The sequence below is a fragment of the Streptomyces sp. LZ34 genome (assembly GCF_053890475.1).
This window is the reverse complement of the sequence record NZ_CM132680.1, coordinates 6,438,835-6,465,137: the sequence shown is the minus strand read 5'-3', so window position 1 is coordinate 6,465,137 and position 26,303 is coordinate 6,438,835. Positions and strand designations below refer to the sequence as shown.

Here is a 26,303-nt window from a genome sequence, read left to right as displayed (position 1 = left end):
GACGGGCGAGCGCGTGGCCGAGCCGGCAGAGCTCCAGGGGACAACTTCCGCTCGCGCCCGTCGATGGCTGCGGCGCACGGCGGCATTGCTCACCGCAGCGCCCGTGCTCGCGGGTGTGCTGCAGATCCCGGCGGCTCCCGGTGCCCACGCCCAGACCGCCCCGGCTCAGGCCGTCCCGGCCCAGGCCAAGGCCAGCGGCTCGCGCAGTGTCGATGTCTCCGTCGACTCGCTCACTCCCACCACGCCGTCGAAGAACGACACGCTCACCGTCAGCGGCACCGTCACCAACCACGGCGACTCGACGATCAACACCTCCTACGTCGGTCTCCGGGTCGGCCCGACCATGAGCGGCCGCGACGCCATCGACACGGCCGCCAAGCGCAAGGGCTACTCCTCCGCCCTCGACGGCTTCGAGATCGCCGACAAGTACGAGCAGAAGATCGGCAAGCTGCCCGTCGGCATCAGCCGTGACTTCACCCTCTCCATACCGGTGAAGGAGCTCCACCTGGGTGAGAACGGCGTCTATCAGATCGGTGTCTCGCTCACCGGTCAGACCAGGAGCCGCCCCTGGCAGCAGGTCCTGGGCATCGAGCGGACCTTCCTGCCCTGGCAGCAGACCGCCGCCCCCAAGAAGAACAAGCTCACCTTTCTGTGGCCGCTTGTCTCCTCCACCCACCTGACCGCCCGGACCGGTGCCGATCAGCAGCAGACGCCGATCTTCCAGAACGACGACCTCATGGCGGAGCTCGCCCCCGGTGGACGGCTGCAGCAGCTCGTGGCCCTGGGCAAGAACCTGCCTGTCACCTGGGTGATCGACCCGGACCTGGTCGCCACGGTCGACGCGATGACCAAGCCGTACGAGGTCCAGAGCCAGACGGAGGACGAGACGACGGACGGCCGGGGCCAGGCCCTTGCCAAGCAGTGGCTCAACGACCTGGAGCAGGCCGTGGAGGGGCATCAGGTGGTGGCCCTGCCCTTCGCCGATCCCGATCTCGCCTCGCTGGCCCACCGTGGGAAGGACGTCTCGGGCGCCCTCAGCCACCTCCAGACCGCCACCGCGCTCGCCTCGATGACCGTGGACACCGTTCTGCATGTGAAGCCGCGCACCGACTTCGCCTGGCCGGTGAACGGCGCCATCGACTCCTCGATCGTGGACGTCGCCACCTCCGCCGGCGCACACAACATCATCGCCCGCAGCGACAGCCTGCGCGAGACCGGCGGCCTGCAGTACACCCCCACCGCGGCCCGCCAGATCGGCGGAGGCAATACGGCGGTGGTCGCGGACGCGCGACTGTCCACCGCCTTCATGGGCGACATGACACGGGCGGAGAACGCCACGCTGGCCGTCCAGAGGTTCCTCGCCCAGACCCAGATGCTCACCCTTCAGGCGCCGGACAGGCAGCGCAGTCTCGTCGTGGCCCCCCAGCGGATGCCCACCACCAGCCAGGCGCAGGCCATGGCGGCGGCCCTGGGCGGCCTGTCCGGACGCTGGACGCAGCCGCTCAGTCTGGGGCAGGCCGCCAAGGCCCAGCCCGACCCGGGGGCCACCCAGCGGGTGCCCGCCGCCCGCTCGTACCCGGCCGTGCTGCGTCGCCAGGAGCTGCCCACTGACGGATTCCGGAAGATCCAGCAGACCCAGGCAACCCTCGACAAGTTCGAGGTGATCCTCACCGCGAAGGACCGCGTGGTCACCCCGTTCGGCAACGCGATCATGCGGGAGATCTCCACCTCGTGGCGCAACGACCCGCGGGGCGCGACCGGCTTCCGTGACTCCGTCCAGGCCTACCTCCAGGACCTCACCGAGAAGGTGCGCCTTATCAAGAAGACGGACATGACCCTGTCCGGGCGCAGCGCCACGATTCCGGTGACAGTCCAGAACAACCTTCTGCAACCCGTCGAGGTGCGGCTGGTCCTCCGGTCCCAGCAGGGCAACCGCCTGGCGGTCAGCGACTCTCAGGTGGTCACGGTCCAGGGTGGGCACAGCCAGTCGGTGAAGTTCGGCACCACGGCCAACGCGAACGGGCGCGCCTGGGTGACCGCCCAGCTGTACACCGTGGACAACCAGGCCTACGGCCCCGAGATGTCGTTCAAGGTGAATGTCACCGAAATCACGTCCACGGTCATTCTGGTGATCGCGGGCGGGGTGCTGCTGCTCGTTCTCGCCGGGATCCGCATCTACCTCCAGCGCAAGCGGTCCGCCGCCAGGAGTGATGAAGACGCTGCGGGGAACGGCGAGAAGCAGGACGGAAAGACGGCGGAGGACGAGCGGACCGAGCCCGGCGAGGATGAGCGTCCGCGCGCCCTGGTGCCCGGGCAGGCGAGTGACCCGGCGTCGGACACCGGATCGCAAAGCGCTGGCCCATCCGGCTCAGGTGAGAAAGTGGACCATTGAGCAATGGCGTGGCCGGCCGGCCGCAGCGGACGATGAGGTGGGGTAGCGATGAACGCGCCGTATGACGGTGATCGCGGCCATGGCGCGGACAATGACCCCGCCGGCCGGGTACCGCCGCCGCAGAGCGGTCCGTACGCCCGCCAGAACCCTTACGAACCGGAGCCGCACCAGCAGGATCCGTATCTGGGGGACCCCCGCGACATCTCATACAGCCAGCTGCCGTACGTACAGGACCCCTATATGCAGGATCCGTACGTCACCGGTTCGTTCACGCCCTACCCCTACGCGGCGCAGGACCCCTACGCGGCGCGCCAGGACTCCTACGCCCACGACCCGCTGACGGACCCGCTGACGGATCCGCTGTACGACCAGGGCCAGGGCCAGGGCGGGTACCACGCGCCTCAGTCCGGCGGCTACCAGCAGCCCTACCAGCAGCCGCCCGCTTCCCCGCAGGGGCACGATCCGCGGCTTTGGTCGGCCGAGGCCGCCCCCGAGGGCCCCGCCCACCAGCCGTACGGCGGCGACGTCGAGGCCACGCAGTATCTGGGCACCGGGCCGCAGGCCGGCTACGCCGCCGGGGAACAGCCGCAGCCCGACGCCTTCGCGCACCTCTTCCGCGACCAGCAGCCCTACGAGCCCCAACGCCCCCAGCAGCCCCCGGCCGGGTATCCGCCCGCGGGACCCCCGCAGGGGCCGGCGTCGGCGTCCGAACCACCCAGCCCCCTTCCCGCCCAGTCGGCCGCCCCCGCGGGGGCGGCCGCGGCAGTGGCCGAGCCCGAAACGGCCGAGCCCGAGAAGAAGCGCTCGGGCGGCCGTGCGGCGAACCTACTGAAGTCCAGCGCGGTGATGGCGGCCGGCACGCTGGTCTCCCGGCTGACCGGCTTCGTCCGCCAGTTGGTGATCGTCGCCGCCATCGGCGGCGGCATCCTCGGCGACACCTACGCCGTCGCCTACCAGCTGCCCGCGATGATCTACTTCCTCACCGTGGGGGGCGGCCTCAACTCCGTCTTCGTCCCGCAACTCGTGCGCTCCATGAAGGAGGACGAGGACGGCGGCGACGCCTACGCCAACCGCCTGCTCACGCTGGTGATGGTCGTCCTCGCGGCCCTCGTCGCGGTGTCCGTGTTCGCGGCCCCGACCTTGATCCGCATGCTGTCGCCGTCGATCGCGGGCAATGCCTACTCCAACGAGGTGGCGGTCACCTTCGCCCGTTACTGCCTGCCCACCATCTTCTTCATGGGCATGCACGTCGTGGTCGGCCAGATCCTCAACGCCCGCGGCAGCTTCGGCGCCATGATGTGGACCCCGGTCCTCAACAACATCGTCGTCATCGCCAGCTTCGGCCTGTTCATCTGGGTGTTCGGCACCTTCAGCTCCTCCGAGCTGGGGGTCACGACCATCACCCCCGAAGGGGTCCGGCTGCTGGGCGTCGGCACCCTCCTCGGCCTCACCGTCCAGGCGCTGGCGATGTTCCCCTATCTACGGGCGGCCGGCTTCCGCTTCCGGCCCCGCTTCGACTGGCGCGGCCACGGCCTCGGCAAGGCCGCCAAGCTCGCCAAGTGGACGGTCCTGTTCGTTCTCGCCAACCAGGCCGGCAACGTCGTGGTGACCCGGCTCGCCACCGCGGCCGGGGCGAAGGCCGACAGCCAGGGCTTCCCCGGCACGGGCCTCATCGGCTACCAGAGCGCCCAGCTCATCTGGGGCATGCCGCAGGCGATCATCACCGTCTCCGTCATGGCCGCCCTGCTGCCCCGGATCTCCCGCGCGGCCCACGACGGGGACACCGGCGCGGTCCGCGACGACATCTCGCAGGGCCTGCGCACCTCCGCGGTCGCCATTGTCCCGCTCGCCCTCGGGTTCGTCGCGCTCGGCATTCCCATGTGCACCCTGATGTTCGGCTCCTCCGGCACCGAGCAGGCCCGCTCCCTGGGCTACATCCTCATGGCCTTCGGCCTCGGACTCATCCCGTTCTCGGTGCAGTACGTCGTCCTGCGCGGCTTCTACGCCTACGAGGACACCCGCACCCCCTTCTACAACACGGTGATCGTCGCCGCCGTCAACGCCGCCGCCTCCGGGCTCTGCTACCTCATCCTCCCCGCCCGCTGGGCCGTGGCCGGCATGGCCGCCTCCTACGGCCTGGCCTATGCCGTCGGCGTGGGCGTGGCCTGGAAGCGCCTCCGCAAGCGGCTGGGCGGCGATCTGGACGGTCGGCACGTCATCCGCACGTACACCCGTCTGGTGGGAGCCGGCATCCCCGCCGCCCTTTTCGGCGGAGCGGCCGCCTACGTCATCACCGGGGCCCTGGGCGCCGGCCTGACGGGCTCTCTAGCGGCTCTGGCCGGTGGCGGTCTCGTTCTTATCGCGGTCTTCTACATTGCGGCGAAACGGATGCGCGTTGAAGAGCTGACCGCCATGGTCGGTATGGTCCGCGGACGACTTGGTCGCTGATCGTTCAGCACAACCATCATCTGCCACCGTGTGTCGTGCATAGCGGCGGACTGTGGGCACAATTGTCTTGGCTCGGAGTAGGCGCAATGGATGGGGAGGCAGGAACGACGGTGGCGGAACGGAGCACGGCTGCCGTCGACGTGGCCGACAACAGCGGAGATGAGTCGCTGACCGCCGAGGCGGGCAAGGCCACGTCCGACGGGGTGGGAACCGAAACGAAAGCCAATACGGAAGCGAAGGCCGCGGGCACCGACACAAAGGGAGCCGCGGCCGACACGAGCGCCCCCGAGCTGCACAGCGGCCACAAGCTGGCCAGACGCTATCGCCTGGAGGAATGCGTCACCCGTCTGGACGGATTCAGCAGCTGGCGTGCCGTGGACGAGAAACTCCGCCGCGCCGTCGGAGTCCATGTGCTGCCGGCCGACCACCCGCGGGCCCGCCCAGTGCTGGCCGCCGCCCGTTCGGCGGCGCTGCTCGGCGACCCCCGCTTCGTCCAAGTCCTCGACGCCGTCGAGGAGAACGACCTCGTCTACGTGGTCCACGAGTGGCTTCCCGACGCCACCGAACTCACCGCCGTACTCGCCGCCGGGCCGCTCGAGCCGCATGACGCCTACCAGCTCGTCAGCCAGGTCTCTCAGGCCATGGCCGCCGCCCACCGCGAAGGCCTCGCACATCTGCGGCTCAACCCCGGCTCCGTGCTGCGCACCGAATCGGGCCAGTACCGCATCCGCGGCCTCGCCGTCATGGCCGCCCTGCGCGGCATCAGCTCCGACCACCCGCAGCGCACCGACACCGAAGCCATCGGCGCGCTGCTGTACGCCGCCCTGACCCAGCGCTGGCCGTACGAGAGGGACGCCCACGGCCTGTCCGGGCTGCCCAAGGGCGTCGGCCTGATCGCGCCCGACCAGGTCCGCGCGGGGGTCCACCGCGGCCTGTCCGAGCTGGCGATGCGCGCGCTCGTCAACGACGGCGCCACCGCCTCCCGGCTGGACCAGCCCTGCACCACCCCCGAGGAGCTCTCCAAGGCCGTCGCCGCCATGCCGCGGATCCGCCCTCCGGAGCCCGCCTTCACGGCCCCGGAAGCCTTCCAGCGCACCACATACCAGCAGGGCCTCTACGGCCAGCCGCCGCACCGCGGCCGCCAGTCCCTCGCCGCCGGCCCGGCCGCCCCCTTGCCACCGCCGCCCCCGCTACAGAGCCGCGCCGGCAAGGCCCTCAAGTGGACCGTCTCGGCCCTGCTGATCGCGGCCCTCGGCCTCGGCAGCTGGCAGCTCGCGGACACCCTCCTCAAGGAGGAGAAGAAGTCCCCTCCCAGCAGGTCGCAGCAGAAGGGGAACGACGACAAGCCCACGAAGCCGGCCAACAAGCCCATCAAGATCGTGGATGCGCAGGAGTTCGCTCCCGACGGCGAGGCGCAAAACCTCGCCCAGGTCAAGCTCACCTACGACGGGGACGCCTCGACGTTCTGGCGCACCTCTAGCTACATCGACGGTCCGGCGTTCGCCCCGAGCGTCAAGAAGGGCGTCGGGATCATCTACGACCTCGGCTCGAAGCGGACGCTGAGCGGCGCCTCCATCGGGCTGCACTACGGAGGCCCCTACACGGAGATCTCCCTGTACGCGACGGATTCCCTCACCCCGTCCGTCTCGGCGTCCGACCCCGTCGGTTCGTTGAAGAAGCTCGACTCGGTCAATACGAAGAGCAAGTCCGCCGAGCTGACACTCAAAAGCAAGGTGAAGACCCGCTACGTCCTCGTCTGGCTCACCGCGCTTCCCTACTCCGATCCGGAGCCGAACTTCACCCACCCCTATAAGCAAGCGATCACGGACGTGAAGTTCACCGGCTGAGCCGGCCGGGCCGGGAGGGGGCTCCAGGGTGGACAATGCCAGATTCGGCGACACGAGCGACGGCGAGCTCCTGAAGCGCCATGTCGCCGGCGATCCGGATGCCTTCGGTGAACTCGTGCGGCGTCACCGCGACAGACTCTGGGCGGTGGCGCTGCGTACCCTCGGCGACCGCGAGGAGGCCGCCGACGCGGTCCAGGACGCGCTCGTGTCCGCGTACCGGGCCGCTCATACCTTCCGGGGCCAGTCGGCCGTCACAACCTGGCTCCACCGCATCACGGTGAACGCCTGCCTCGACCGGGCCCGCAAGGCCGCCTCTCGCCGCACCTCCCCCGTCGCCGAAACCGAGCGGCTCGAGCAGCTCCTGGAACCCCACGAATCGGCCGCCGCTCCCGCGGAGCGCGGAGATCTCCACCGCGAGCTGCTCGGCGCGCTCCGCACCCTGCCCCCCGAGCAGCGGGCAGCACTCGTGCTCGTCGATATGCAGGGCTATCCCGTGGCCGAGGCCGCGAAAGTCCTGGAGGTCCCCACCGGCACGGTCAAAAGCCGCTGCGCCCGGGGACGCGCACGCCTGCTGCCCCTGCTGGCCCATCTCCATCCGAACGGGAGGGGTAGCGACTCGCCGGGCGGGGCAAGGAACCGGACGCAGGGGACATCCGTCCCACCGGCGGCGGGACCGAACGACGCAGATGCCGTGAAGGGCGGAGGTGGCCGAGCGTGACATCGTCGACCGACACGGACGAGCACCCGGAGGTCACGGAGATCTCCGCACTCGCCGAGGGGCTGCTGCCCCCCGACCGCACCGCCCATGTGCGCGGCCATCTCGCCGCCTGTGAGCTGTGCGCCGAGGTGCAGGTCTCCCTGGACGAGATCCGGTCGCTGCTGGGGACCCTCCCCGGCCCGGTGCAGATGCCCGCCGATATCGCGGGGCGCATCGACGCGGCACTCGCCGCCGAAGCCCTCCTCGACGCGACCGCCCCGGATGACTGCGTCGAAGTTTCACGTGAAACTTCACCCCTCGACGCCTCGGCCGAAGCACCTTCGAGCGTTTCACGTGAAACATCGGAGCCGACCCGCCCGCGGAAGACGATCGGCGAAGCGGCGCCGATCTCCTCCGGCGCCGCCGAGCGGCCGGCGGGGCGCCCGCGAGCCGCCACCGGACCGGGCCGTGGGAAATCCCGACCCGACACCCGGCGCCAGCAGCCCCGGCGCTGGCCCAGGGCCGTCCTCGGCACCGCCTGCGCGGCTGCCGTGATCGGCCTCGGCTCTTTCCTCATTCAGTCGGGTTCCACCCACAGCAACGATGCGACCAGCACACAGACCTCGAAGAGGCAGACCTCGTCCGGTTCCGAAGCGCTCTCCGCGGCGACTCTCCAGGCACGGGTGCATGCCCTCCTGACCGACCGAAAGCCGTCCACCGCCTCCGGCGATGTGCGCGCGCAGGACACCCCGGACATGCCGCTGCGCGCCGAGGACCCCCCGGTGCCCAACTGTGTACAGGCGGGCACCGGCCGCTCGGAGGTCCCGCTTGCCGCGCAGGAGGACACCTATGCCGGCAAGGACGTCTACCTTGTGGTGCTGCCGCACCGAGCCGACAGCAAGCTTGTCGACGCCTTTGTGATCGACTCGGCGTGCGTCGCACAGTCACCGTCGACCGCCGGGACTCGCCTCGTGGCCCGCACCTACCCGCGAGACTGAGGCGGACGGCACACGGCACACGGCGGGCCGCCTGACGCCACCCGGGAATGCGGGCCCCGTAGGATCCGTTGGGTGGGGTGGCAGCGGTTTTCCGGGGAGCTCCGGACTGTCGCCGCCCTCAGTCAGCAGTCGGCACTCGGCAGAGACAAGGAAGACATCCGTGAGCGACGTCCGCAACGTGATCATCATCGGTTCCGGGCCCGCGGGCTATACGGCCGCGCTCTACACCGCCCGGGCTTCCTTGAAGCCGCTGGTCTTCGAAGGCTCCGTGACCGCCGGTGGTGCCCTCATGAACACCACCGACGTGGAGAACTTCCCCGGCTTCCGTGACGGGATCATGGGCCCCGACCTGATGGACAACATGCGGGCGCAGGCGGAGCGCTTCGGCGCCGAGCTGATCCCGGACGATGTTGCCTCGGTCGACCTCAGCGAGGACATCAAGACCGTCACCGACTCCTCCGGTACGGTCCACCGAGCCAAGACGGTCATCGTCAGCACCGGCTCGCAGCACCGCAAGCTGGGCCTGCCCCACGAGGACGAGCTCTCCGGCCGTGGCGTCTCCTGGTGTGCCACCTGTGACGGGTTCTTCTTCAAGGACCAGGACATCGCCGTCATCGGCGGCGGCGACACCGCGATGGAGGAAGCGACCTTCCTCTCCCGCTTCGCCAAGTCGGTCACTGTGGTCCACCGCCGTGACACGCTGCGGGCCAGCAAGGCGATGCAGGAGCGCGCCTTCGCCGACCCCAAGATCTCCTTCGTCTGGGACAGCGAGGTCACCGAGGTCCGCGGAGACAACAAGCTCGCGGGCCTGACCCTGCGGGACGTCAAGACCGGGGAGACCTCCGAGCTGCCGGTCACCGGGCTCTTCATCGCCATCGGTCACGACCCGCGCACCGAGCTCTTCAAGGGTCAGCTCGACCTGGACGACGAGGGCTACCTGAAGGTCGCGTCGCCCTCGACCCGGACCAACCTGCCCGGTGTCTTCGCCGCGGGTGACGTCGTGGACCACACCTACCGTCAGGCGATCACCGCGGCCGGCACGGGCTGCTCCGCCGCCCTGGACGCCGAACGGTACCTCGCCGCTCTCGCCGACAGCGCGAACGCCACCGCCTGACTCCGCCTACCCCCCTGCACCAAACCGATAAAGGAGATGAACCATGGCCGGTGCCACGGTGACCGTCACAGACGCCGACTTCGAGGAGACCGTCCTCAAGAGCGACAAGCCGGTGCTTGTCGACTTCTGGGCCGCGTGGTGCGGTCCGTGCCGCCAGATCGCTCCGTCCCTGGAGGCCATCGCGGCTGAGCACGGCGACAAGATCATCATTGCCAAGCTCAACATCGACGAGAACCCCACGACCGCCGCGAAGTACGGCGTGATGTCGATCCCGACGCTGAACGTCTACCAGGGTGGCGAGGTCGCCAAGACCATCGTCGGCGCCAAGCCGAAGGCCGCCATCGAGCGCGACCTGGCCGACTTCATCGGCTGACTCCGTCAGCCGTCGCTCCACCACGAAGGGGCTGCCCCACCTGGGGCAGCCCCTTCGTGTTTCACGTGAAACCGCGACCCACACCTACCGGCCCTCACACGCACGGCCCTACAGCGGCCGGAGGGCTGGCTCCTTCTGGACCGCACCGAGCAGCCGGTCCAGCGCCAGCTCGACGTCCTCCTTCCAGGAGATCGTCGTCCTCAGTTCCAGCCTCAGCCGCGGATACCGCGGATGCGGCCGTACCGTCTTGAAGCCCACGGCTAGGAGATGATCCGCGGGCAGCACACAGGCCGGTTCCTTCCAGGCGGCGTCCCCGAAGGCCTCGATCGCCTTGAACCCGCGCCGCATCACGTCCTTGGCCACTGTCTGCACCATCACCCGGCCCAGACCCTGCCCCTGGTACCCGGGCATCAGCCAGGCCGTCATCAGCTGCACGGCGTCCGCCGCGACGGGGCTCGTCGGAAAGGCCGTGGATCGCGGCACATACGCCGGAGGCGCATAGAGCACAAAGCCCACCGGCACATCGTCCACATAGACCAGCCGGCCGCAGGAACCCCACTCCAGCAGAACAGCCGAGATCCAGGCTTCCTTCTCCAGCTCCGGCCGTCCGGCCCTTACCGCGGCCTCGCCGCTGACCGGGTCGAGCTCCCAGAAGACGCAGGCGCGACAGCGCTTGGGGATGTCCGGAAGGTTGTCCAGCGTGAGCGGTACGAGCCGACGCCCCATGAAGCCAGTCCCTCACTTCCGTCGTCGGCAGCGTTCCGAGCGGCCGACAGCGCACTACGCTCCCTGAGCAGACTGCCGACGAATCCGCCGACGGCTCCCAGGCCCAATCCCGTTGCCAGCAGCCCGGTGCGGCTCACCGACCGCATGGCCTTGCCCTCCACATAAGACGCCTCCGCATGGATCGCCCTACCTGATCGCATCGTATCCGTGCCGAGATTGCACCGATACCGCCCTTGAGCAAAGAGCGGGTCGTGTTCCGACCACGCCGGAATACGACCCGCCCCGCTCTACCCGTAGGACCGGTGTCCTACTCTTCCTCTTCCACCGCATCCGAGAGCCGTTGCTCCAGAACCGGCCCCTCGCCCGGGGCCAGCGCGCCGAGGATGCGCTCCAGATCCTCCATCGAGGCGAACTCGACGACGATCTTCCCCTTCTTCTGACCGAGGTCCACCTTCACCCGGGTCTCGAAGCGGTCGGAGAGCCTGGAGGCGAGATCCGTGAGTGCGGGGGAGATCTTCGTACCCGCGCGCGGCCCCTTCGCCTTCGATGCACCGCCCCGTCGCGAACCCATCAAGGTCACGATCTCCTCGACCGACCGCACCGAGAGCCCCTCGGCGACGATCCGGTACGCCAGCCGGTCCTGCTCCTCCGGGTCATCGACGCCGAGCAACGCACGGGCGTGCCCCGCGGAGAGAACCCCCGCAGCCACCCGGCTCTGCACCTTGGGGGACAGCTTCAACAGCCTGAGCGTATTGGAGACCTGGGGGCGCGAACGCCCGATACGGTCCGCCAGCTCGTCATGCGTGCAGGCGAAGTCCTTCAGCAACTGGTCGTAGGCGAACGCTTCTTCCAGCGGATTGAGCTGTGCGCGATGCAGATTCTCCAGCAGCGCGTCCAGCAGAAGCTTCTCGTCCTCGGTCGCCCTGACGATTGCCGGAATCTTCTCCAGCCCCGCCTCCCGGCAAGCCCGCCAGCGACGCTCGCCCATGATGAGCTCATAGCGCTCGGGAGCCAACTGCCGGACGACGATGGGCTGGAGAAGCCCGACCTCCTGGATCGAGGTGACCAGCTCGGCAAGCGCGTCCTCGTCGAACACCTCACGCGGCTGCCGCGGGTTGGGTGTGATGGAGTCCAGCGGCAGCTCGGCGAAGTGTGCTCCGGCCACCTCGTCCACGACGGGCGGGAGCACCTCCTCCTGCTGCTGCGGCACGCTCTCGGTCTCCGGTGGAAGGCCATGGGATGGCAGCGAGGCCACCTTGGCCGCCGCCACACCACGCTCCTGTGTCAGCACCGGGACCGCCGATGGCGAGGTGGAGACCCCCGTCGCCGTGACCGTTCCCGCCGCCGACGCGGACCCGGGGCCATCCGTTCCCTTCGGCGCGGGAGGGATCAGGGCCCCGAGCCCACGGCCCAGCCCTCTGCGTCGCTCACTCACTGGTTCCCCTCCTGCATGCTGTGCTGGTCGTGCGGGCTGATCTCTGGGACGGTATGCGCCCGCTGGGCGTCATAGTGGACGTTGGCCCCTCGGAGCGCGATCTCCCGAGCCGCTTCGAGATAGGACAGCGCTCCGCTGGACCCCGGGTCATAGGTGAGGACCGTCTGCCCATAACTGGGAGCCTCGGAGATACGTACCGATCTCGGGATGCTCGTCCGCAACACCTCATGGCCGAAGTGGCTGCGGACCTCATCGGCGACCTGCGAGGCCAGCCGGGTCCGGCCGTCGTACATCGTGAGCAGGATCGTCGAGACATGGAGCTTGGGGTTGAGATGCCCCCGCACCAGATCGACGTTGCGCAGCAGCTGCCCCAGCCCCTCCAGGGCGTAGTACTCGCACTGGATCGGGATCAGGACCTCGGCCCCGGCGACGAGTGCGTTGACCGTCAGCAGGCCGAGGGACGGGGGGCAGTCGATGAGGATGTAGTCCAACGGCTGCTCATAGGCCTGGATGGCCCGCTCCAGTCGGCTCTCCCGCGCCACCAGTGAGACCAGCTCGATCTCCGCGCCCGCCAGATCGATCGTGGCCGGGGCACAGAAGAGCCCCTCCACATCAGGAACGGGCTGCACCACGTCGGACAGGGGCTTGCTGTCCACCAGCACGTCATAGATCGACGGAACCTCGGCGTGGTGATCGATTCCCAGCGCTGTCGAGGCATTGCCCTGCGGATCGAGATCGATGACCAGCACCCGGCCGCCATGGAGGGCCAGAGAAGCGGCCAGATTGACCGTGGTGGTGGTCTTGCCGACCCCGCCCTTCTGATTGGCGACCACGATCACCCGGGTCTGTTCCGGCCTGGGCAATCCCTCACCCGCGCGACCCAGGGCTTGGACCGCCAGTTCAGCGGCACGGCCAATGGGGGTGTCGTCCATCGGGGGCAGCGTTTCACGTGAAACATCCTCCCCCGCCGATTCGGTACGGGGGCCGGGGACCGGGTCGGTCATCGGCCCCGCGATGTTGGCGTCGGACCGCAAGGATTCACTCTCCTCGACATCAGGCTCGCGATGAACAGAGCCTGCCATGCTTTGGGGGTTGTGAACCAGCGAGGCCCGTTCTCCTGTGGATGAATCCACGTCCCGTCGGGGCCGACGGCCGCGCGGCAATGCGGCCGCGCGCCCACGACTGATGATTCCATGCAACAAGGAGCGACGTTTCACGTGAAACACGATGCACGGACAGCCTCACCGATTCGTCGCGACACTCCGGTATGCATAGTTTTGGCAGCTTGTATGGAGCAGCCGAGCCCGCCCGATGGAGCAACGTCGGCTGCCGGGTGATCCAAAGATCGCGGACCGGCCCGGCCTCAGCGGCGGCGCCGGGGACCCTTCCGGGCCGCCTTGGCCCGCTTGGCGGCGAAACGCACACCGCCGGGGCTCTCCCCGACCTCGACCCGCACCACGGTGGAGAGCGGATCGACGATCCCCTCCCCGACGTGAAGGACCGAGGTCCCGACCACCCCGAGCTTGCTCAGCGCGGCACGGGCGTGCTTCAGCTCCTCCTCCGCCGTGTCCCCCTTGAGCAGCAGCATCTCCCCGTACGGGCGCAGCAGCGGAACCCCCCAGCCGGCCAGCCGGTCCAGCGGCGCCACGGCGCGCGCCGTCACCACATGCATCGGGGGCAGCTTCCCCAGGACCTCCTCGGCCCGGCCCCGCACCACCGTCACATGATCCAGCCCCAGCAGCTCTACCACTTCCTGAAGGAAGTTCGTACGGCGCAACAGCGGCTCCAGCAGCGTGATCCGCAGATCCGGGCGGGTCAGGGCGAGCGGAATGCCGGGCAGCCCGGCGCCCGAGCCCACATCGCACACGGTGACCCCCTCGGGCACCACCTCGGAGAGCACCGCGCAATTCAGCAGATGGCGTTCCCACAGCCGCGGCACCTCACGAGGCCCGATCAGACCGCGGGTCACCCCGACGTCGGCGAGCAGTTCGGCGTACCGGACGGCCTCCAAGAAGCGCTCACCGAATACCTCCCGCGCCTCCTCGGGCGCCGGGGGGAGCTCCGCTGCTTCCGTCACGGGGACCGTCCTTCCGTACCGAACACTGTGGTGAACGCTGATGCAAGGCTGACAAGATTCGGCCCCGTCTGCGAGCAGACGGGGCCGTGTGGATCATGAGGCTGGACCGGTTCAGACCGGAAGCACGACCACGCGACGCTGGGGCTCCTCGCCCTCCGATTCGCTGCGCAGTCCGGCGGCGGCCACCGCGTCATGCACGACCTTCCGCTCGAACGGCGTCATCGGCTTCAGCTTCACCGGCTCACCGGCGCCCTTGGCCTCCTCCGCGGCCTTGGTGCCCAGCTCGGTGAGCTCGGCACGCTTACGGGCCCGGTACCCGGCGATGTCGAGCATCAGCCGGCTGCGGTCGCCGGTCTCCCGGTGCACGGCGAGCCGGGTCAGCTCCTGGAGCGCCTCCAGCACCTCACCGTCCCGACCCACCAGCTTCTGCAGGTCACGACTGGACGAATCACTGATGATCGACACCGCGGCACGGTCGGCCTCGACGTCCATGTCGATGTCGCCGTCGAGGTCCGCGATGTCCAGCAGCCCCTCGAGGTAGTCGGCCGCGATCTCCCCTTCCTGCTCGAGGCGGGTCAGGGTGTCGACACCCTCGGCAGTCGGGGTGGTGCCTTCCGTCACGGATGGACTCCTTCTTACTTCTTGGACGGGTGCTTGGGACGCTGCTGACCCTTGCGCTGCCCGGACTTGGCGGTGCGGGAGGAGCCGGAAGCCGAGCCGCCGGCCGGCTTACCGCCCTGCGTACCCTTCTTCTCCGCAGCGCTGCTCTTCTCCGCAGCGCTGCTCTTCTCCGCAGCGCTGCGCTGCTCCTTCTCCGGGGCGGGCTTGTCCAGCGAGGTCTTCTCGACCTGCCCGGACTGCGCCGTCGCCCTGGCATGGCCCGAGGTGCTCGTCTGGCGCTGCGACTTGCTCTGGCGCTTGGGCTGCTGCCGGTTCGCGCGAGCCGCCTCGACCGCCTTCTTGGCCTCGACCTCGGCCGGCTCCTCCTTCAGCTTCCCCTGGGCCCGCAGCCGCTCCTGGCGGGCCTTGAAGGCGACGCTGCCGGGGGTCGGGTTACGGCGGATGACGAACATCTGCTGGCCCATGGTCCACACGTTGGTGGTCAGCCAGTAGACGAGGACACCGACGGGGAAGTTGATACCGAAGACGGCGAACATCACCGGGAAGACGTACATCAGCATCTTCTGCTGCTGCATGAACGGCGTCTTCACCGTCAGGTCGACGTTCTTGGTCATCAGCTGGCGCTGGGTGAAGAACTGCGACGCCGACATCAGGACGATCATGATGACCGTCACGACCCGGACGTCCGTCAGCGAAGCGCCGAGGGACTCGACCTTCGAGGCGGACGACATGAACTTCACGGACAGCGGGGCGCCGAAGATGTGCGCCTGACGGGCGCTGTCCAGCAGCGACTGGTCGATGAAACCGACAGTGCGGTTGTTCGCGATGTGGTTCAGGACCTGGTACAGCGAGATGAAGAACGGCGACTGCGCCAGGATCGGGAGACAGCTCGAGAGCGGGTTGGTGCCCGTCTCCTTGTAGAGCTTCATCATCTCTTCGGACTGGCGCTGGCGGTCGCTCTTATAGCGCTCCTGGATCGCCTTCATCTTCGGCTGGAGCGCCTGCATGTTCCGCGTCGCCTTGATCTGCTTCACGAAGAGCGGGATCAGGCAAATACGGATCAGTACCACCAGCGAAACGATGGACAGACCCCACGCCCAGCCACTGTCCTTGTCGAAGATGAGGCTGTAGAACGCGTGGAACTGGACGATGATCCAGGAAACTACGTCATAAAGAGGACCGAGGATCGTGTCCACGAATCAGGCTCCTTGGGCGTTGGGCTGGGTCTCGGGCTGGGCGGCAGGCTCCCCGGCGGAATGCCCGCCGAGGCGGTTGCGCAGCCGCTGGTGCCAGACCGGACGCTTCCGGGGAGGAACGTGGTCGACGCCACCGAGCGACCACGGGTTGCAGCGCAGGATGCGCCACGCCGTCAGCGCCGTTCCTTTCACCGCGCCGTGCCGGTCAATGGCCGTATAGCCGTAGTGCGAGCACGACGGGTAGTACTTGCAGACCGGTCCCAGCATCGGGCTGATGGTCCACTGGTACAGCTTGATCAACCACAGCAGCGGGTACTTCATCGCGGCACCCCTCCCAGTAGCCGCCGCACCGCGGTGTCGAGGTCGCGGGCCAACTGGTCGTGGTCCGCCTCGCCCGCACCGGGCAGCGCCCGTACGACCACAAGGCTACCTGCGGGAAAAAGATCGAGACGGTCGCGCATGAGATGGCGCAGTCTCCGCTTCACCAGGTTGCGTACGACGGCACCGCCGACCGCCTTGCTCACGACGAAACCCGCACGCGCCGGGGGAGCACTCTCCCCAGGTGCATGCGGGTCCGTTTCACCGCTGGCAAGGCCGCTGCGATAGTGCACGACGAGGAGCGGGCGTCCGGCCCTGCGCCCTCGGCGTACCGCGGCCGCAAAGTCCTCGCGCCGCCTCAGCCGTTTTTCGGTAGGCAGCACGTCATGGACCTTGGGTCAGGCTGCTCAGGCCGACAGACGGCCGCGACCCTTGCTACGGCGGGACGCGAGAATCGCGCGGCCGGCACGGGTACGCATACGCAGCCGGAAGCCGTGGGTCTTCGCGCGGCGGCGGTTGTTCGGCTGGAAGGTGCGCTTGCTCACTCGGGGGCTCCAGAAATGAATCGGGTGGTGGCGGGACATCGCCTGGCTGTCACCGTGCGCCCACGAGTAGCTCGCAATACGCCCGAGTGCACCGCTTCATGATCGCCAGACCTGAGGTCCGCGACCCTTGCCCATCGGAGGCAGGCGGCAGCAGCCATCGACAACTCGACCTGGTTACGGTACGCGCGATTACGCCATCCGGTCAAACCGGCGCCGCCCGGTGGCGTGGCCGGGCGGCGCTCCGCGGAAGACGCGGACCCCTTGTATCCGGGGGCAAGGGAACGCGGGGCGACATCGCATGGCACATTTGTACACACCCTGTGGACAACGACTTGAACCGCACACCCTGGCCTGACTACCGTGGCTGGGCTCCGATTCCTTCCCGCCCGTCCCGAGAACCGCATATTCGTGGGACCTGTCGGCGTCCCCCCACCCAGCGAGTGAGAGAGCGTGCCCTGTGGCTGACGTACCTGCCGATCTTGCCGCAGTGTGGCCACGTGTGCTCGAGCGGCTGCTCGGAGAGGGCGCGGGCCAGGGCGGAGAAGGCGTCGAGGCCAAGGACGAACACTGGATCAAGCGGTGCCAGCCGCTCGCCCTCGTCGCCGACACCGCGCTGCTGGCCGTGCCCAATGAATTCGCCAAGGGCGTGTTGGAGGGCCGGCTGGCCCCGATCGTCAGCGAAACGCTCAGCCGCGAGTGCGGCCGCCCGATCCGGATCGCGATCACCGTCGACGACTCCGCCGCCGAGCCGATGGTCCCGCAGCAGCCGCAGCGCGAGACCTATGAACGTCGCGACACCTACGAGAGCCGCGACGTCTACGAGGGTTATGACAACCGCGACGGTTACGACGGCCGGGACGGTTACGGCCGTCCGGCGGGCGATGAACTGCCGACGGCCCGCCCCGCCTACCCCGGATATGAGCAGCACCGGCCCGAGCCCGGCGCCTGGCCCCGGCCCCGCGACGACTACGGCTGGCAGCAGCCCCGGCTCGGCGGCTTCCCCGAGGGGGACCCGTACGCCACCCAGCGTCCGCAGCCCGGCTATGACCAGCAGCTCTACGACCAGCAGCCGCACTCCGACTACCGGGGTCCGGGTCCGGGCCCGGAGCGGCCTGGGCCCGGACCCGGCCCGGGTCCCGACCGGTCGCCCTACGACCAGCCGCGCCGGGAGCTCCCCGACCCGCTCGATCGTTCCCGCGGCGGCCCGCCCGTGCTGCCCTCGCAGACCGGCGCCCCCGGCCCGCTCGCCGCGCAGCCCGCTCCCGCGCCCGGCCCCGGTGAGCCGACCGCGCGTCTGAACCCGAAGTACCTCTTCGACACCTTCGTCATCGGCGCGTCCAACCGCTTCGCGCACGCCGCAGCGGTCGCCGTCGCCGAGGCGCCCGCCAAGGCGTACAACCCCTTGTTCATCTACGGGGAGTCCGGGCTCGGCAAGACCCACCTGCTGCATGCGATCGGGCACTACGCCCGCAGCCTCTATCCGGGGACACGGGTGCGCTATGTGAGCTCCGAGGAGTTCACCAACGAGTTCATCAACTCCATCCGCGACGGCAAGGCGGACGCGTTCCGCAGGCGCTACCGCGACATGGACATCCTTCTTGTCGACGACATCCAGTTCCTCGCGAGCAAGGAGTCGACGCAGGAGGAGTTCTTCCACACCTTCAATACGCTCCACAACGCCAACAAACAGATCGTGCTGTCCTCCGACCGGCCGCCCAAGCAGCTGGTGACCCTGGAGGACCGGCTCCGCAACCGCTTCGAGTGGGGCCTGATCACCGATGTGCAGCCGCCGGAGCTGGAGACGCGCATCGCGATCCTGCGCAAGAAGGCGGTGCAGGAGCAGCTGAACGCGCCGCCGGAGGTGCTGGAGTTCATCGCCTCCCGTATCTCGCGCAACATCCGCGAGCTGGAGGGGGCGCTGATCCGGGTCACGGCCTTCGCCAGCCTGAACCGCCAGCCGGTGGACCTCGGCCTCACCGAGATCGTGCTGAAGGACCTGATCCCCGGCGGCGAGGACGCGGCCCCGGAGATCACCGCCACCGCGATCATGGCGGCGACCGCCGACTACTTCGGGCACACCGTTGACGACCTGTGCGGCGCCTCGCGCAGCCGGGTGCTGGTCACCGCGCGCCAGATCGCCATGTATCTGTGCCGTGAGCTGACCGATCTGTCGCTGCCCAAGATCGGGGCGCAGTTCGGCGGACGGGACCATACGACCGTCATGCACGCCGACCGCAAGATCCGGGCTCTGATGGCCGAGCGGCGCTCCATCTACAACCAGGTGACCGAGCTGACCAACCGCATCAAGAACGGCTGACGCGGCGCGCGGCGCGGCTTTCGCGCCGGATTCCGCCCAGGGCGCTTCGGGAGGAACGACTCCCGCAAGCGCCCTTTGTCGTTCCAGGAACGCTCCGGCCGGGCTCCGCTCCGCCCGCCGGCCGCCTCGTCCCGGCCGACCGGCGCCCCGGCATCGCGCCGCCGACGCGGGCAGCCTGTTCGATTCCATGCCCTCGGACCCCGCTTCTCCACAGATCAGCGGCCGATCCACCGTCCACACCCTGGGGATGCCCCGGTTGTCCCGACTGTGTCCACAGGGGCGGCTGCCGGAACGGCATCAGGGGAGGTCAGCCGGGTGTGGAATTGTGACAATCGACAGTCCACAGACTGTGGACGACCGAGTTACCCACAGAGCGGGCTCCGCGTTGTCCACCGCCCGCCCACAGGCGAGGCCCCGTCACCCACAGCTTCTCCACACCCTCATCCACTGTTCGGCAAGGAAACGGGCGTGGTCACCGAGACGAGTGAAAGGCGTCACACCAACGAGCCGGGTTGGGCTGTGGGGAAGGTGGGTAAAACTGGGGACGCAGCTGGGGAGAACCGGGGCTCGCCTGTGCATCGGGTGTGCAGAACTCGGCGGCATCCACAGCGGAGCCTGGTTGTCCACCGCCGTCGCCCACAGGCCCGGTGGATAAAAAACCGATGTTGACCTGCGAGAAGTCAGTTGTCCACGGTTTCCACAGGGCCTACTACTACGACCACTTAGTTAGAGCGAGAAATTCGTTTCGAAGTGGGGCCTGTGCACAACCGGGCTCCGAGCCGCCCGACACCTCGGGCGCCGATTTGACCCCGAGCCGCACCGACTGTCGGCGGCGTACGTCAGACTGGTCTCCGGCGATTGCGCCGACGACGAAGGCCAGCAGGGCGAGCCAGCAACAGCAGGAGGCGGTTCCGGTGAAGATCCGGGTGGAGCGCGATGTACTCGCGGAGGCAGTGGCCTGGGCGGCCCGCAGCCTTCCGGCCCGTCCGCCGGTGCCCGTCCTCGCAGGGCTGCTGCTGAAGGCGGAAGACAGCACCCTCAGCCTCTCCGGCTTCGACTACGAGGTCTCGGCCCGTGTGTCGGTGGAAGCCGATGTCGAGGACGACGGCACGGTCCTGGTCTCCGGCCGCCTCCTCGCCGACATCTGCCGCGCCCTCCCCAACCGCCCTGTGGAGATCTCCAGTGACGGTGTGCGGGTGACCGTCGTCTGCGGCTCCTCGCGATTCACACTCCACACCCTGCCTGTGGAGGAGTACCCCGCTCTGCCGCAGATGCCGACGGCGACCGGCACCGTGCCCGGCGATGTCTTCGCCTCCGCCGCGGCCCAGGTGGCCATCGCGGCCGGCCGCGACGACACCCTGCCGGTGCTCACCGGTGTGCGGATCGAGATCGAGGGCGACACGGTCACGCTGGCCTCCACCGACCGCTACCGCTTCGCGGTCCGCGAGTTCCTGTGGAAGCCCGAGACGCCCGACATCTCCGCGGTCGCGCTGGTGCCCGCCAAGACGCTCCTGGACACCGCCAAGTCGCTGACCAGCGGTGACACCGTGGCCCTCGCGCTGTCCGGCTCGGGTGCCGGAGAGGGTCTGATCGGCTTCGAGGGCGCCGGGCGCCGCACCACGACCCGGCTGCTCGAAGGCGATCTCCCGAAGTACCGCACGCTCTTCCCGACCGAGTTCAACTCCGTCGCGGTGATCGAGACCGCTCCGTTCGTGGAGGCGGTCAAGCGCGTCGCCCTGGTCGCCGAGCGCAACACCCCGGTCCGGCTCACCTTCGAGCAGGGCGTGCTGATCCTGGAGGCCGGGTCGAGCGACGACGCACAGGCTGTGGAGCGCGTCGACGCCCAGCTCGACGGCGACGACATCTCGATCGCCTTCAACCCGACCTTCCTGCTGGACGGGCTGAGCGCGATCGACTCCCCGGTCGCCCAGCTGTCCTTCACCACGTCGACCAAGCCCGCGCTGCTCAGCGGCAGGCCGGCCATGGACGCCGAGGCGGACGAGGCGTACAAGTACCTGATCATGCCGGTGCGGCTCAGCGGATGAGCGGGTGTGGCCCACAGCTGAGCGGCAACCCCTGGGCGTAGGCTCGGACTCAGGTGCGAAACGCAATGGCTACGGCATAAAGGATCATTGATGGAGCTCGGTCTCGTCGGTCTCGGCAAGATGGGCGGCAATATGCGTGAGCGCATCCGCCGCGCAGGTCACACCGTCATCGGATACGACCGCAATCCGGATCTCGCCGACGTCCACAGCCTCGGCGACCTTGTGGACAAGCTCAAGGGACCGCGCGTGGTGTGGGTCATGGTGCCGGCGGGCATCGCGACCCAGACCACCCTCGACGAGCTGGCCGAGCTGCTGTCGCCCGGCGACATCGTGGTCGACGGCGGCAACTCCCGCTGGACCGACGACGAGAAGCACGCCGAGCAGCTGAACGCCAAGGGCATCGGCTTCGTCGACTGCGGTGTCTCCGGCGGCGTCTGGGGCCTGGAGAACGGCTATGCGCTGATGTACGGCGGTGCCGCCGAGCATGTGGCGAAGGTCCAGCCGATCTTCGACGCGCTCAAGCCCGAGGGCGACTTCGGCTCGGTCCACGCCGGGAGGGTCGGCGCCGGCCACTTCGCGAAGATGGTCCACAACGGCATCGAGTACGCGATGATGCAGGCCTATGCCGAGGGCTGGGAGCTGCTGGAGGCCGTGGACTCGGTCACCGACGTCCGCGAGGTCTTCCGCTCCTGGCGGGAGGGCACCGTCATCCGCTCCTGGCTGCTGGATCTCGCGGTGGGCGCCCTGGACGACGACGAGCACCTGGAGAAGCTGCGGGGCTTCGCGGAGGACTCCGGCGAGGGCCGCTGGACCGTCGAGGCCGCGATCGACAACGCCGTGCCACTGCCCGCCATCACGGCCTCGCTCTTCGCCCGGTTCGCGTCCCGCCAGGACGACTCCCCGCAGATGAAGATGATCGCCGCACTGCGCAACCAGTTCGGCGGCCACGCGGTCGAGAACAAGAAGTAACCAGCCCCCGTAAGGGAGCCGCCGGGGGAGGTCGGCGCGCCACCATGCATGTCACGCATCTGTCGCTCGCCGACTTCCGCTCGTACACCCGGGCCGAGGTCGCCCTCGGTCCGGGCGTTACGGCCTTCGTGGGCCCCAATGGCCAGGGGAAGACCAACCTCGTCGAGGCCGTCGGCTATGTGGCCACGCTCGGCAGCCACCGCGTCTCCGCAGACGCCCCGCTGGTGCGGATGGGCGCGGACCGGGCGATCGTGCGGGCCGCGATCGTCGAGGGCGACCGGCAGCAGCTGGTCGAGCTGGAGCTCAACCCCGGCAAGGCCAACCGCGCCAGGATCAATAGATCCTCGCAGGTCAGACCGCGCGATGTGCTCGGCATCCTGCGCACGGTCCTGTTCGCGCCCGAGGACCTGGCCCTGGTCAAGGGTGATCCGGGCGAGCGCCGGCGCTTCCTGGACGAGCTGGTCACCGCGCGCTCGCCGCGCATGGCCGGGGTCCGCGCCGACTACGAGCGGGTGCTCAAGCAGCGCAACACCCTGCTCAAGACCGCCGCGCTGGCCCGGCGCCACGGTGGAGGCCGCGGTTCCGGGGGCGACGCGGCGCTGTCCACCCTGGACGTATGGGACCAGCATCTGGCGCGGGCCGGTGCGGAGCTGCTCGCCCAGCGCCTCGAACTGATCGCCGCGCTGCGGCCGCTGGCCGACAAGGCGTACGAGCAACTGGCCCCGGGGGGCGGCCCGGTCGGTTTTGACTACCGCAGCTCCGTCGGTGACGGCCTGGCGGCCGCGGGCACCCGCGAGGAGCTGTACGAGCAGCTCTCGGCCGCGCTCACCGCCGCCCGCAAGCAGGAGATCGAGCGCGGGGTGACGCTGGTCGGCCCGCACCGCGACGATCTGATCCTGCGGCTCGGGGAGCTTCCGGCGAAGGGCTATGCGAGCCATGGCGAGTCCTGGTCGTATGCGCTGGCCCTGCGCCTGGCCTCGTACGACCTGCTGCGCGCGGACGTCCCGTGGGCGCCGGCCGGGCCTTCCGCCGAGGCCGGAGGGGCCGAGGCGGGGAGGCGGGCGGGCGAGCCGGTGCTGGTGCTCGACGACGTCTTCGCGGAACTCGACGAGCGGCGCCGGGAGCGGCTGGCCGAGTTGGTCGCGCCCGGCGAGCAGGTGCTGGTGACGGCGGCCGTGGAGGACGACGTCCCCAAGGTGCTGGCAGGCGCCCGCTACGCGGTGGCGGAAGGGGAGGTGCGGCCCCTGTGACCGAGCAGCCCGCACAGCCGCCCACCCCGCCGGAGCCCTCGGGGGTCGACCTGGCGCGGGTGGCGCTGCGCGCCGCCAAGGAGCAGGCGCGCGCCCGTGGTGCGGCGGCGCAGCAGAAGAAGCAGGCGCGTCGAGGGGGCTTGCGCTCCGGCGCGCGCGCCGACGGGCGCGATCCGCTTCCGCTCGGTGCCGCGATCAGCCGGCTGATCACCGAGCGGGGCTGGGAGGCCCCGGCCGCGGTCGGCGGGGTGATGGGCCGCTGGCCCCAGATGGTGGGGCCGGAGGTGGCGCAGCACTGCGAGCCTCAGCGGTACGACGAGGAGGCGCGGGTGCTGACGGTGCGGTGCGACTCGACGGCGTGGGCGACCCAGCTGCGGCTGCTGGCCCCGCAGCTGGTGGCCCGGCTCAACGCGGACCTCGGCCAGGGCACGGTCAAGCTGATCAAGGTCTTGGGCCCGGGCGGCCCGGCCCGCCGCTATGGATCGCTGCGCGCCCCCGGCAGTACGGGCCCCGGGGACACCTACGGCTGACGCGGCCCGTTTGTGCGCCTTCCGCGCGCTCCTGGGGCGCACCGGGAGCGCGGGCGGTGGGGTGGTCGTGCAGGGGGTGGCCGCTGGGGTGTCTGTCATGGTTGCCGGTGGTTGACGTCCCGAAGCGCTGAGTGGCGGTGTGAGCCTCTTGGACCCCGTCCCCAGATATGGGGAGTCGGTGACGACCGGTTCAGGGCGGCACATGCGGACTCAGGCACCAGCAAGCCCCCATTCTTGTCGGCGCTACCGGTAGACTGAGCGAGTACACCGTCGCCGCTTGCGCACCGAGCGCTCGCGGAAACATGTTGAACGACGCAGCCGCTCCCGCTTGCCCCGGAGACGGCTCGTGCTGTGCCAGAAAGGGCGCTTCGTGGCCGATTCCGGCAACCCCAACGAGAACAACATCCCGTCCGAGATCCCGTCCGAGGACGGCGACGAGGCTCTGGCCCCGCCGTCTTACGACGCCAGTGCGATCACCGTCCTGGAGGGCCTGGACGCGGTCCGCAAGCGACCCGGTATGTACATCGGTTCCACCGGTGAGCGCGGCCTCCACCACCTCGTCCAGGAGGTGGTGGACAACTCCGTGGACGAGGCCCTGGCCGGTCACGCGGACAGCATCGAGGTGACGATCCTGGCCGATGGCGGGGTCCGCGTGATCGACAACGGCCGCGGTATCCCGGTCGACCTGCACCCGGTGGAGAAGAAGCCGGCCCTCGAGGTCGTGCTGACCGTGCTGCACGCGGGCGGCAAGTTCGGAGGCGGCGGCTATGCCGTTTCCGGCGGTCTGCACGGCGTCGGCGTCTCCGTGGTCAACGCGCTGTCGACGAAGGTCTCGGTCGAGGTCAAGCGGGACGGCTATCGCTGGACCCAGGACTACAAGCTGGGCGTGCCCACCGCGCCGCTGGCCAAGAACGAGCAGGTCACGGAGACCGGTACGACGGTCACCTTCTGGGCCGACCCGGATGTCTTCGAGACGACCGAATACTCCTTCGAGACGCTGTCGCGGCGCTTCCAGGAGATGGCGTTCCTGAACAAGGGCCTGTCCATCTCGCTGACGGACGAGCGCGCGGCCCATGTGGACGAGGAGGGCAAGCCGCTCTCCGTGAAGTACTGCTACGAGGGCGGCATCGTCGACTTCGTGAAGTACCTGAACTCCCGCAAGGGGGAGCTGGTCCACCCCACGGTCATCGGCTTCGAGGCCGAGGACAAGGAGCGGATGCTCTCGGTCGAGATCGCGATGCAGTGGAACACCCAGTACACCGAGGGTGTCTACAGCTTCGCGAACACCATCCACACCCATGAGGGCGGCACCCACGAAGAGGGCTTCCGCGCCGCGCTGACGTACTTGATCAACAAGTACGCGCGGGACAAGAAGCTGCTCCGGGAAAAGGATGACAATCTCACCGGTGAGGACATCCGCGAGGGCCTGACCGCGATCATCTCGGTCAAGCTCGGCGAGCCGCAGTTCGAGGGCCAGACGAAGACGAAGCTGGGTAACACGGAGGCGAAGACCTTCGTCCAGAAGATCGTCCATGAGCACCTGGCCGACTGGCTGGACCGCAACCCCACCGAGGCGGCGGACATCATCCGCAAGTCCATCCAGGCGGCGACGGCACGGGTGGCGGCCCGCAAGGCCCGCGACCTGACCCGCCGCAAGGGGCTGCTGGAGTCCGCGTCACTGCCGGGCAAGCTATCCGACTGCCAGTCCAACGACCCGTCCAAGTGCGAGATCTTCATCGTCGAGGGTGACTCCGCCGGCGGCTCGGCCAAGGCCGGCCGCAACCCGCAGTACCAGGCGATCCTGCCCATCCGAGGCAAGATCCTCAATGTCGAGAAGGCGCGGGTCGACAAGATCCTCCAGAACAACGAGGTCCAGGCGCTGATCTCGGCGTTCGGCACCGGTGTGCACGAGGACTTCGACATCGGCAAGCTCCGCTATCACAAGATCATTCTGATGGCGGACGCCGACGTCGACGGCCAGCACATCAACACCCTGCTGCTCACCTTCCTCTTCCGCTTTATGCGCCCGCTGGTCGAGGCGGGCCATGTCTTCCTGTCACGCCCGCCGCTCTACAAGATCAAGTGGGGCCGGGACGACTTCGAGTACGCGTACTCGGACCGCGAGCGGGACGCGCTGATCCAGGCCGGCCGCGAGCAGGGCAAGCGCATCAAGGAGGACTCGGTCCAGCGCTTCAAGGGTCTGGGCGAGATGAACGCCGAGGAGCTGCGCGTGACCACCATGGACATCGATCACCGCGTCCTGGGCCAGGTCACCCTGGACGACGCCGCGCAGGCCGACGACCTGTTCTCGGTCCTGATGGGCGAGGACGTCGAGGCCCGGCGCTCGTTCATCCAGCGCAACGCCAAGGACGTCCGCTTCCTCGACATCTGAGTCGGCCCCGAGC

General features: G+C 69.1%; 22 protein-coding genes. 13 read left to right on the top strand and 9 right to left on the bottom strand.

Annotated features, from left to right (window positions below; genetic code table 11):
• The first annotated feature begins 13 nt into the window (after window positions 1-13).
• The 7 genes from ACWY4P_RS26340 to trxA all read left to right on the top strand — a co-directional run bounded on the left by ACWY4P_RS26340 (window position 14) and on the right by trxA (window position 9,869).
• Window positions 14-2,392 carry a DUF6049 family protein gene (locus ACWY4P_RS26340; RefSeq protein WP_456202786.1) on the top strand — a complete coding sequence of 793 codons (2,379 nt, stop codon included), beginning with the start codon at window positions 14-16 and terminating at the stop codon, window positions 2,390-2,392.
• 48 nt (window positions 2,393-2,440) lie between these two features.
• Window positions 2,441-4,840 (top strand): murein biosynthesis integral membrane protein MurJ, encoded by a 2,400-nt coding sequence (gene murJ, locus ACWY4P_RS26335; RefSeq protein ID WP_456202785.1) that lies wholly within the window; start codon window positions 2,441-2,443, stop codon window positions 4,838-4,840.
• 110 nt (window positions 4,841-4,950) lie between these two features.
• Complete coding sequence (locus ACWY4P_RS26330) at window positions 4,951-6,687, top strand: protein kinase family protein (protein WP_456202784.1); 1,737 nt, start codon at window positions 4,951-4,953, stop codon at window positions 6,685-6,687.
• Window positions 6,688-6,715: 28 nt separating this feature from the next.
• Window positions 6,716-7,405 (top strand): RNA polymerase sigma factor SigM, encoded by a 690-nt coding sequence (gene sigM, locus ACWY4P_RS26325; protein ID WP_456202783.1) that lies wholly within the window; start codon window positions 6,716-6,718, stop codon window positions 7,403-7,405.
• The gene (locus ACWY4P_RS26320) at window positions 7,402-8,382 is read left to right on the top strand and encodes a hypothetical protein (protein WP_456202782.1); all 981 of its coding nucleotides are present in this window, start codon (window positions 7,402-7,404) and stop codon (window positions 8,380-8,382) included. The genes sigM and ACWY4P_RS26320 overlap by 4 nt, the downstream gene beginning before the upstream one ends.
• 160 nt (window positions 8,383-8,542) lie before the next feature.
• On the top strand, window positions 8,543-9,496 hold the full coding sequence (gene trxB, locus ACWY4P_RS26315; RefSeq protein ID WP_456202781.1) for a thioredoxin-disulfide reductase: 954 nt from the start codon (window positions 8,543-8,545) through the stop codon (window positions 9,494-9,496).
• Window positions 9,497-9,539: 43 nt separating this feature from the next.
• A complete protein-coding gene (gene trxA / locus ACWY4P_RS26310; protein WP_014177959.1) occupies window positions 9,540-9,869 on the top strand; it encodes a thioredoxin in 330 nt (109 codons plus the stop codon).
• 108 nt (window positions 9,870-9,977) lie between these two features.
• Here the strand turns inward: trxA and ACWY4P_RS26305 are convergent, their stop codons facing one another.
• The 9 genes from ACWY4P_RS26305 to rpmH all read right to left on the bottom strand — a co-directional run bounded on the left by ACWY4P_RS26305 (window position 9,978) and on the right by rpmH (window position 16,787).
• On the bottom strand, window positions 9,978-10,595 hold the full coding sequence (locus ACWY4P_RS26305) for a GNAT family N-acetyltransferase (RefSeq protein ID WP_456202780.1): 618 nt from the start codon (window positions 10,593-10,595) through the stop codon (window positions 9,978-9,980).
• A gap of 307 nt (window positions 10,596-10,902) precedes the next feature.
• On the bottom strand, window positions 10,903-12,030 hold the full coding sequence (locus ACWY4P_RS26300; protein ID WP_456202779.1) for a ParB/RepB/Spo0J family partition protein: 1,128 nt from the start codon (window positions 12,028-12,030) through the stop codon (window positions 10,903-10,905).
• Window positions 12,027-13,112, bottom strand: a complete 1,086-nt coding sequence (locus ACWY4P_RS26295) for a ParA family protein (protein WP_456202778.1) — start codon at window positions 13,110-13,112, stop codon at window positions 12,027-12,029. Before ACWY4P_RS26295 ends, ACWY4P_RS26300 begins: the two co-directional genes overlap by 4 nt.
• Before the next feature lie 281 nt (window positions 13,113-13,393).
• On the bottom strand, window positions 13,394-14,107 hold the full coding sequence (rsmG, locus tag ACWY4P_RS26290; RefSeq protein WP_319688791.1) for a 16S rRNA (guanine(527)-N(7))-methyltransferase RsmG: 714 nt from the start codon (window positions 14,105-14,107) through the stop codon (window positions 13,394-13,396).
• 111 nt (window positions 14,108-14,218) lie between these two features.
• A complete protein-coding gene (locus ACWY4P_RS26285) occupies window positions 14,219-14,728 on the bottom strand; it encodes a Jag family protein (RefSeq protein WP_456202777.1) in 510 nt (169 codons plus the stop codon).
• Between the two features lie 14 nt (window positions 14,729-14,742).
• On the bottom strand, window positions 14,743-15,924 hold the full coding sequence (gene yidC / locus ACWY4P_RS26280; RefSeq protein ID WP_456202776.1) for a membrane protein insertase YidC: 1,182 nt from the start codon (window positions 15,922-15,924) through the stop codon (window positions 14,743-14,745).
• Between the two features lie 3 nt (window positions 15,925-15,927).
• Window positions 15,928-16,245, bottom strand: a complete 318-nt coding sequence (yidD, locus tag ACWY4P_RS26275; protein ID WP_014177966.1) for a membrane protein insertion efficiency factor YidD — start codon at window positions 16,243-16,245, stop codon at window positions 15,928-15,930.
• Window positions 16,242-16,625: a ribonuclease P protein component gene (rnpA, locus tag ACWY4P_RS26270; protein ID WP_456202775.1), complete on the bottom strand. Its 384-nt coding sequence runs from the start codon at window positions 16,623-16,625 to the stop codon at window positions 16,242-16,244. The genes yidD and rnpA overlap by 4 nt, the downstream gene beginning before the upstream one ends.
• 24 nt (window positions 16,626-16,649) lie before the next feature.
• Window positions 16,650-16,787: a 50S ribosomal protein L34 gene (gene rpmH, locus ACWY4P_RS26265; RefSeq protein ID WP_009716483.1), complete on the bottom strand. Its 138-nt coding sequence runs from the start codon at window positions 16,785-16,787 to the stop codon at window positions 16,650-16,652.
• Between the two features lie 457 nt (window positions 16,788-17,244).
• Between rpmH and dnaA the strand changes: the two genes are divergently transcribed.
• From dnaA to gyrB, 6 genes are all read left to right on the top strand, one after another.
• Window positions 17,245-19,104: a chromosomal replication initiator protein DnaA gene (gene dnaA / locus ACWY4P_RS26260; RefSeq protein WP_456202774.1), complete on the top strand. Its 1,860-nt coding sequence runs from the start codon at window positions 17,245-17,247 to the stop codon at window positions 19,102-19,104.
• 914 nt (window positions 19,105-20,018) lie between these two features.
• Window positions 20,019-21,149 (top strand): DNA polymerase III subunit beta, encoded by a 1,131-nt coding sequence (gene dnaN / locus ACWY4P_RS26255; RefSeq protein ID WP_456202773.1) that lies wholly within the window; start codon window positions 20,019-20,021, stop codon window positions 21,147-21,149.
• Between the two features lie 90 nt (window positions 21,150-21,239).
• Complete coding sequence (gene gnd / locus ACWY4P_RS26250; RefSeq protein ID WP_456202772.1) at window positions 21,240-22,118, top strand: phosphogluconate dehydrogenase (NAD(+)-dependent, decarboxylating); 879 nt, start codon at window positions 21,240-21,242, stop codon at window positions 22,116-22,118.
• A 44-nt stretch (window positions 22,119-22,162) separates the two neighbouring features.
• Entirely contained in the window at window positions 22,163-23,368 is a 1,206-nt protein-coding gene (gene recF, locus ACWY4P_RS26245) for a DNA replication/repair protein RecF (RefSeq protein WP_456202771.1), read from the top strand.
• Window positions 23,365-23,898, top strand: coding sequence for a DUF721 domain-containing protein (locus ACWY4P_RS26240; protein ID WP_456202770.1), 534 nt, complete (start codon window positions 23,365-23,367; stop codon window positions 23,896-23,898). The genes recF and ACWY4P_RS26240 overlap by 4 nt, the downstream gene beginning before the upstream one ends.
• Before the next feature lie 346 nt (window positions 23,899-24,244).
• Window positions 24,245-26,290, top strand: coding sequence for a DNA topoisomerase (ATP-hydrolyzing) subunit B (gyrB, locus tag ACWY4P_RS26235; protein ID WP_456202769.1), 2,046 nt, complete (start codon window positions 24,245-24,247; stop codon window positions 26,288-26,290).
• Window positions 26,291-26,303 lie beyond the last annotated feature (13 nt).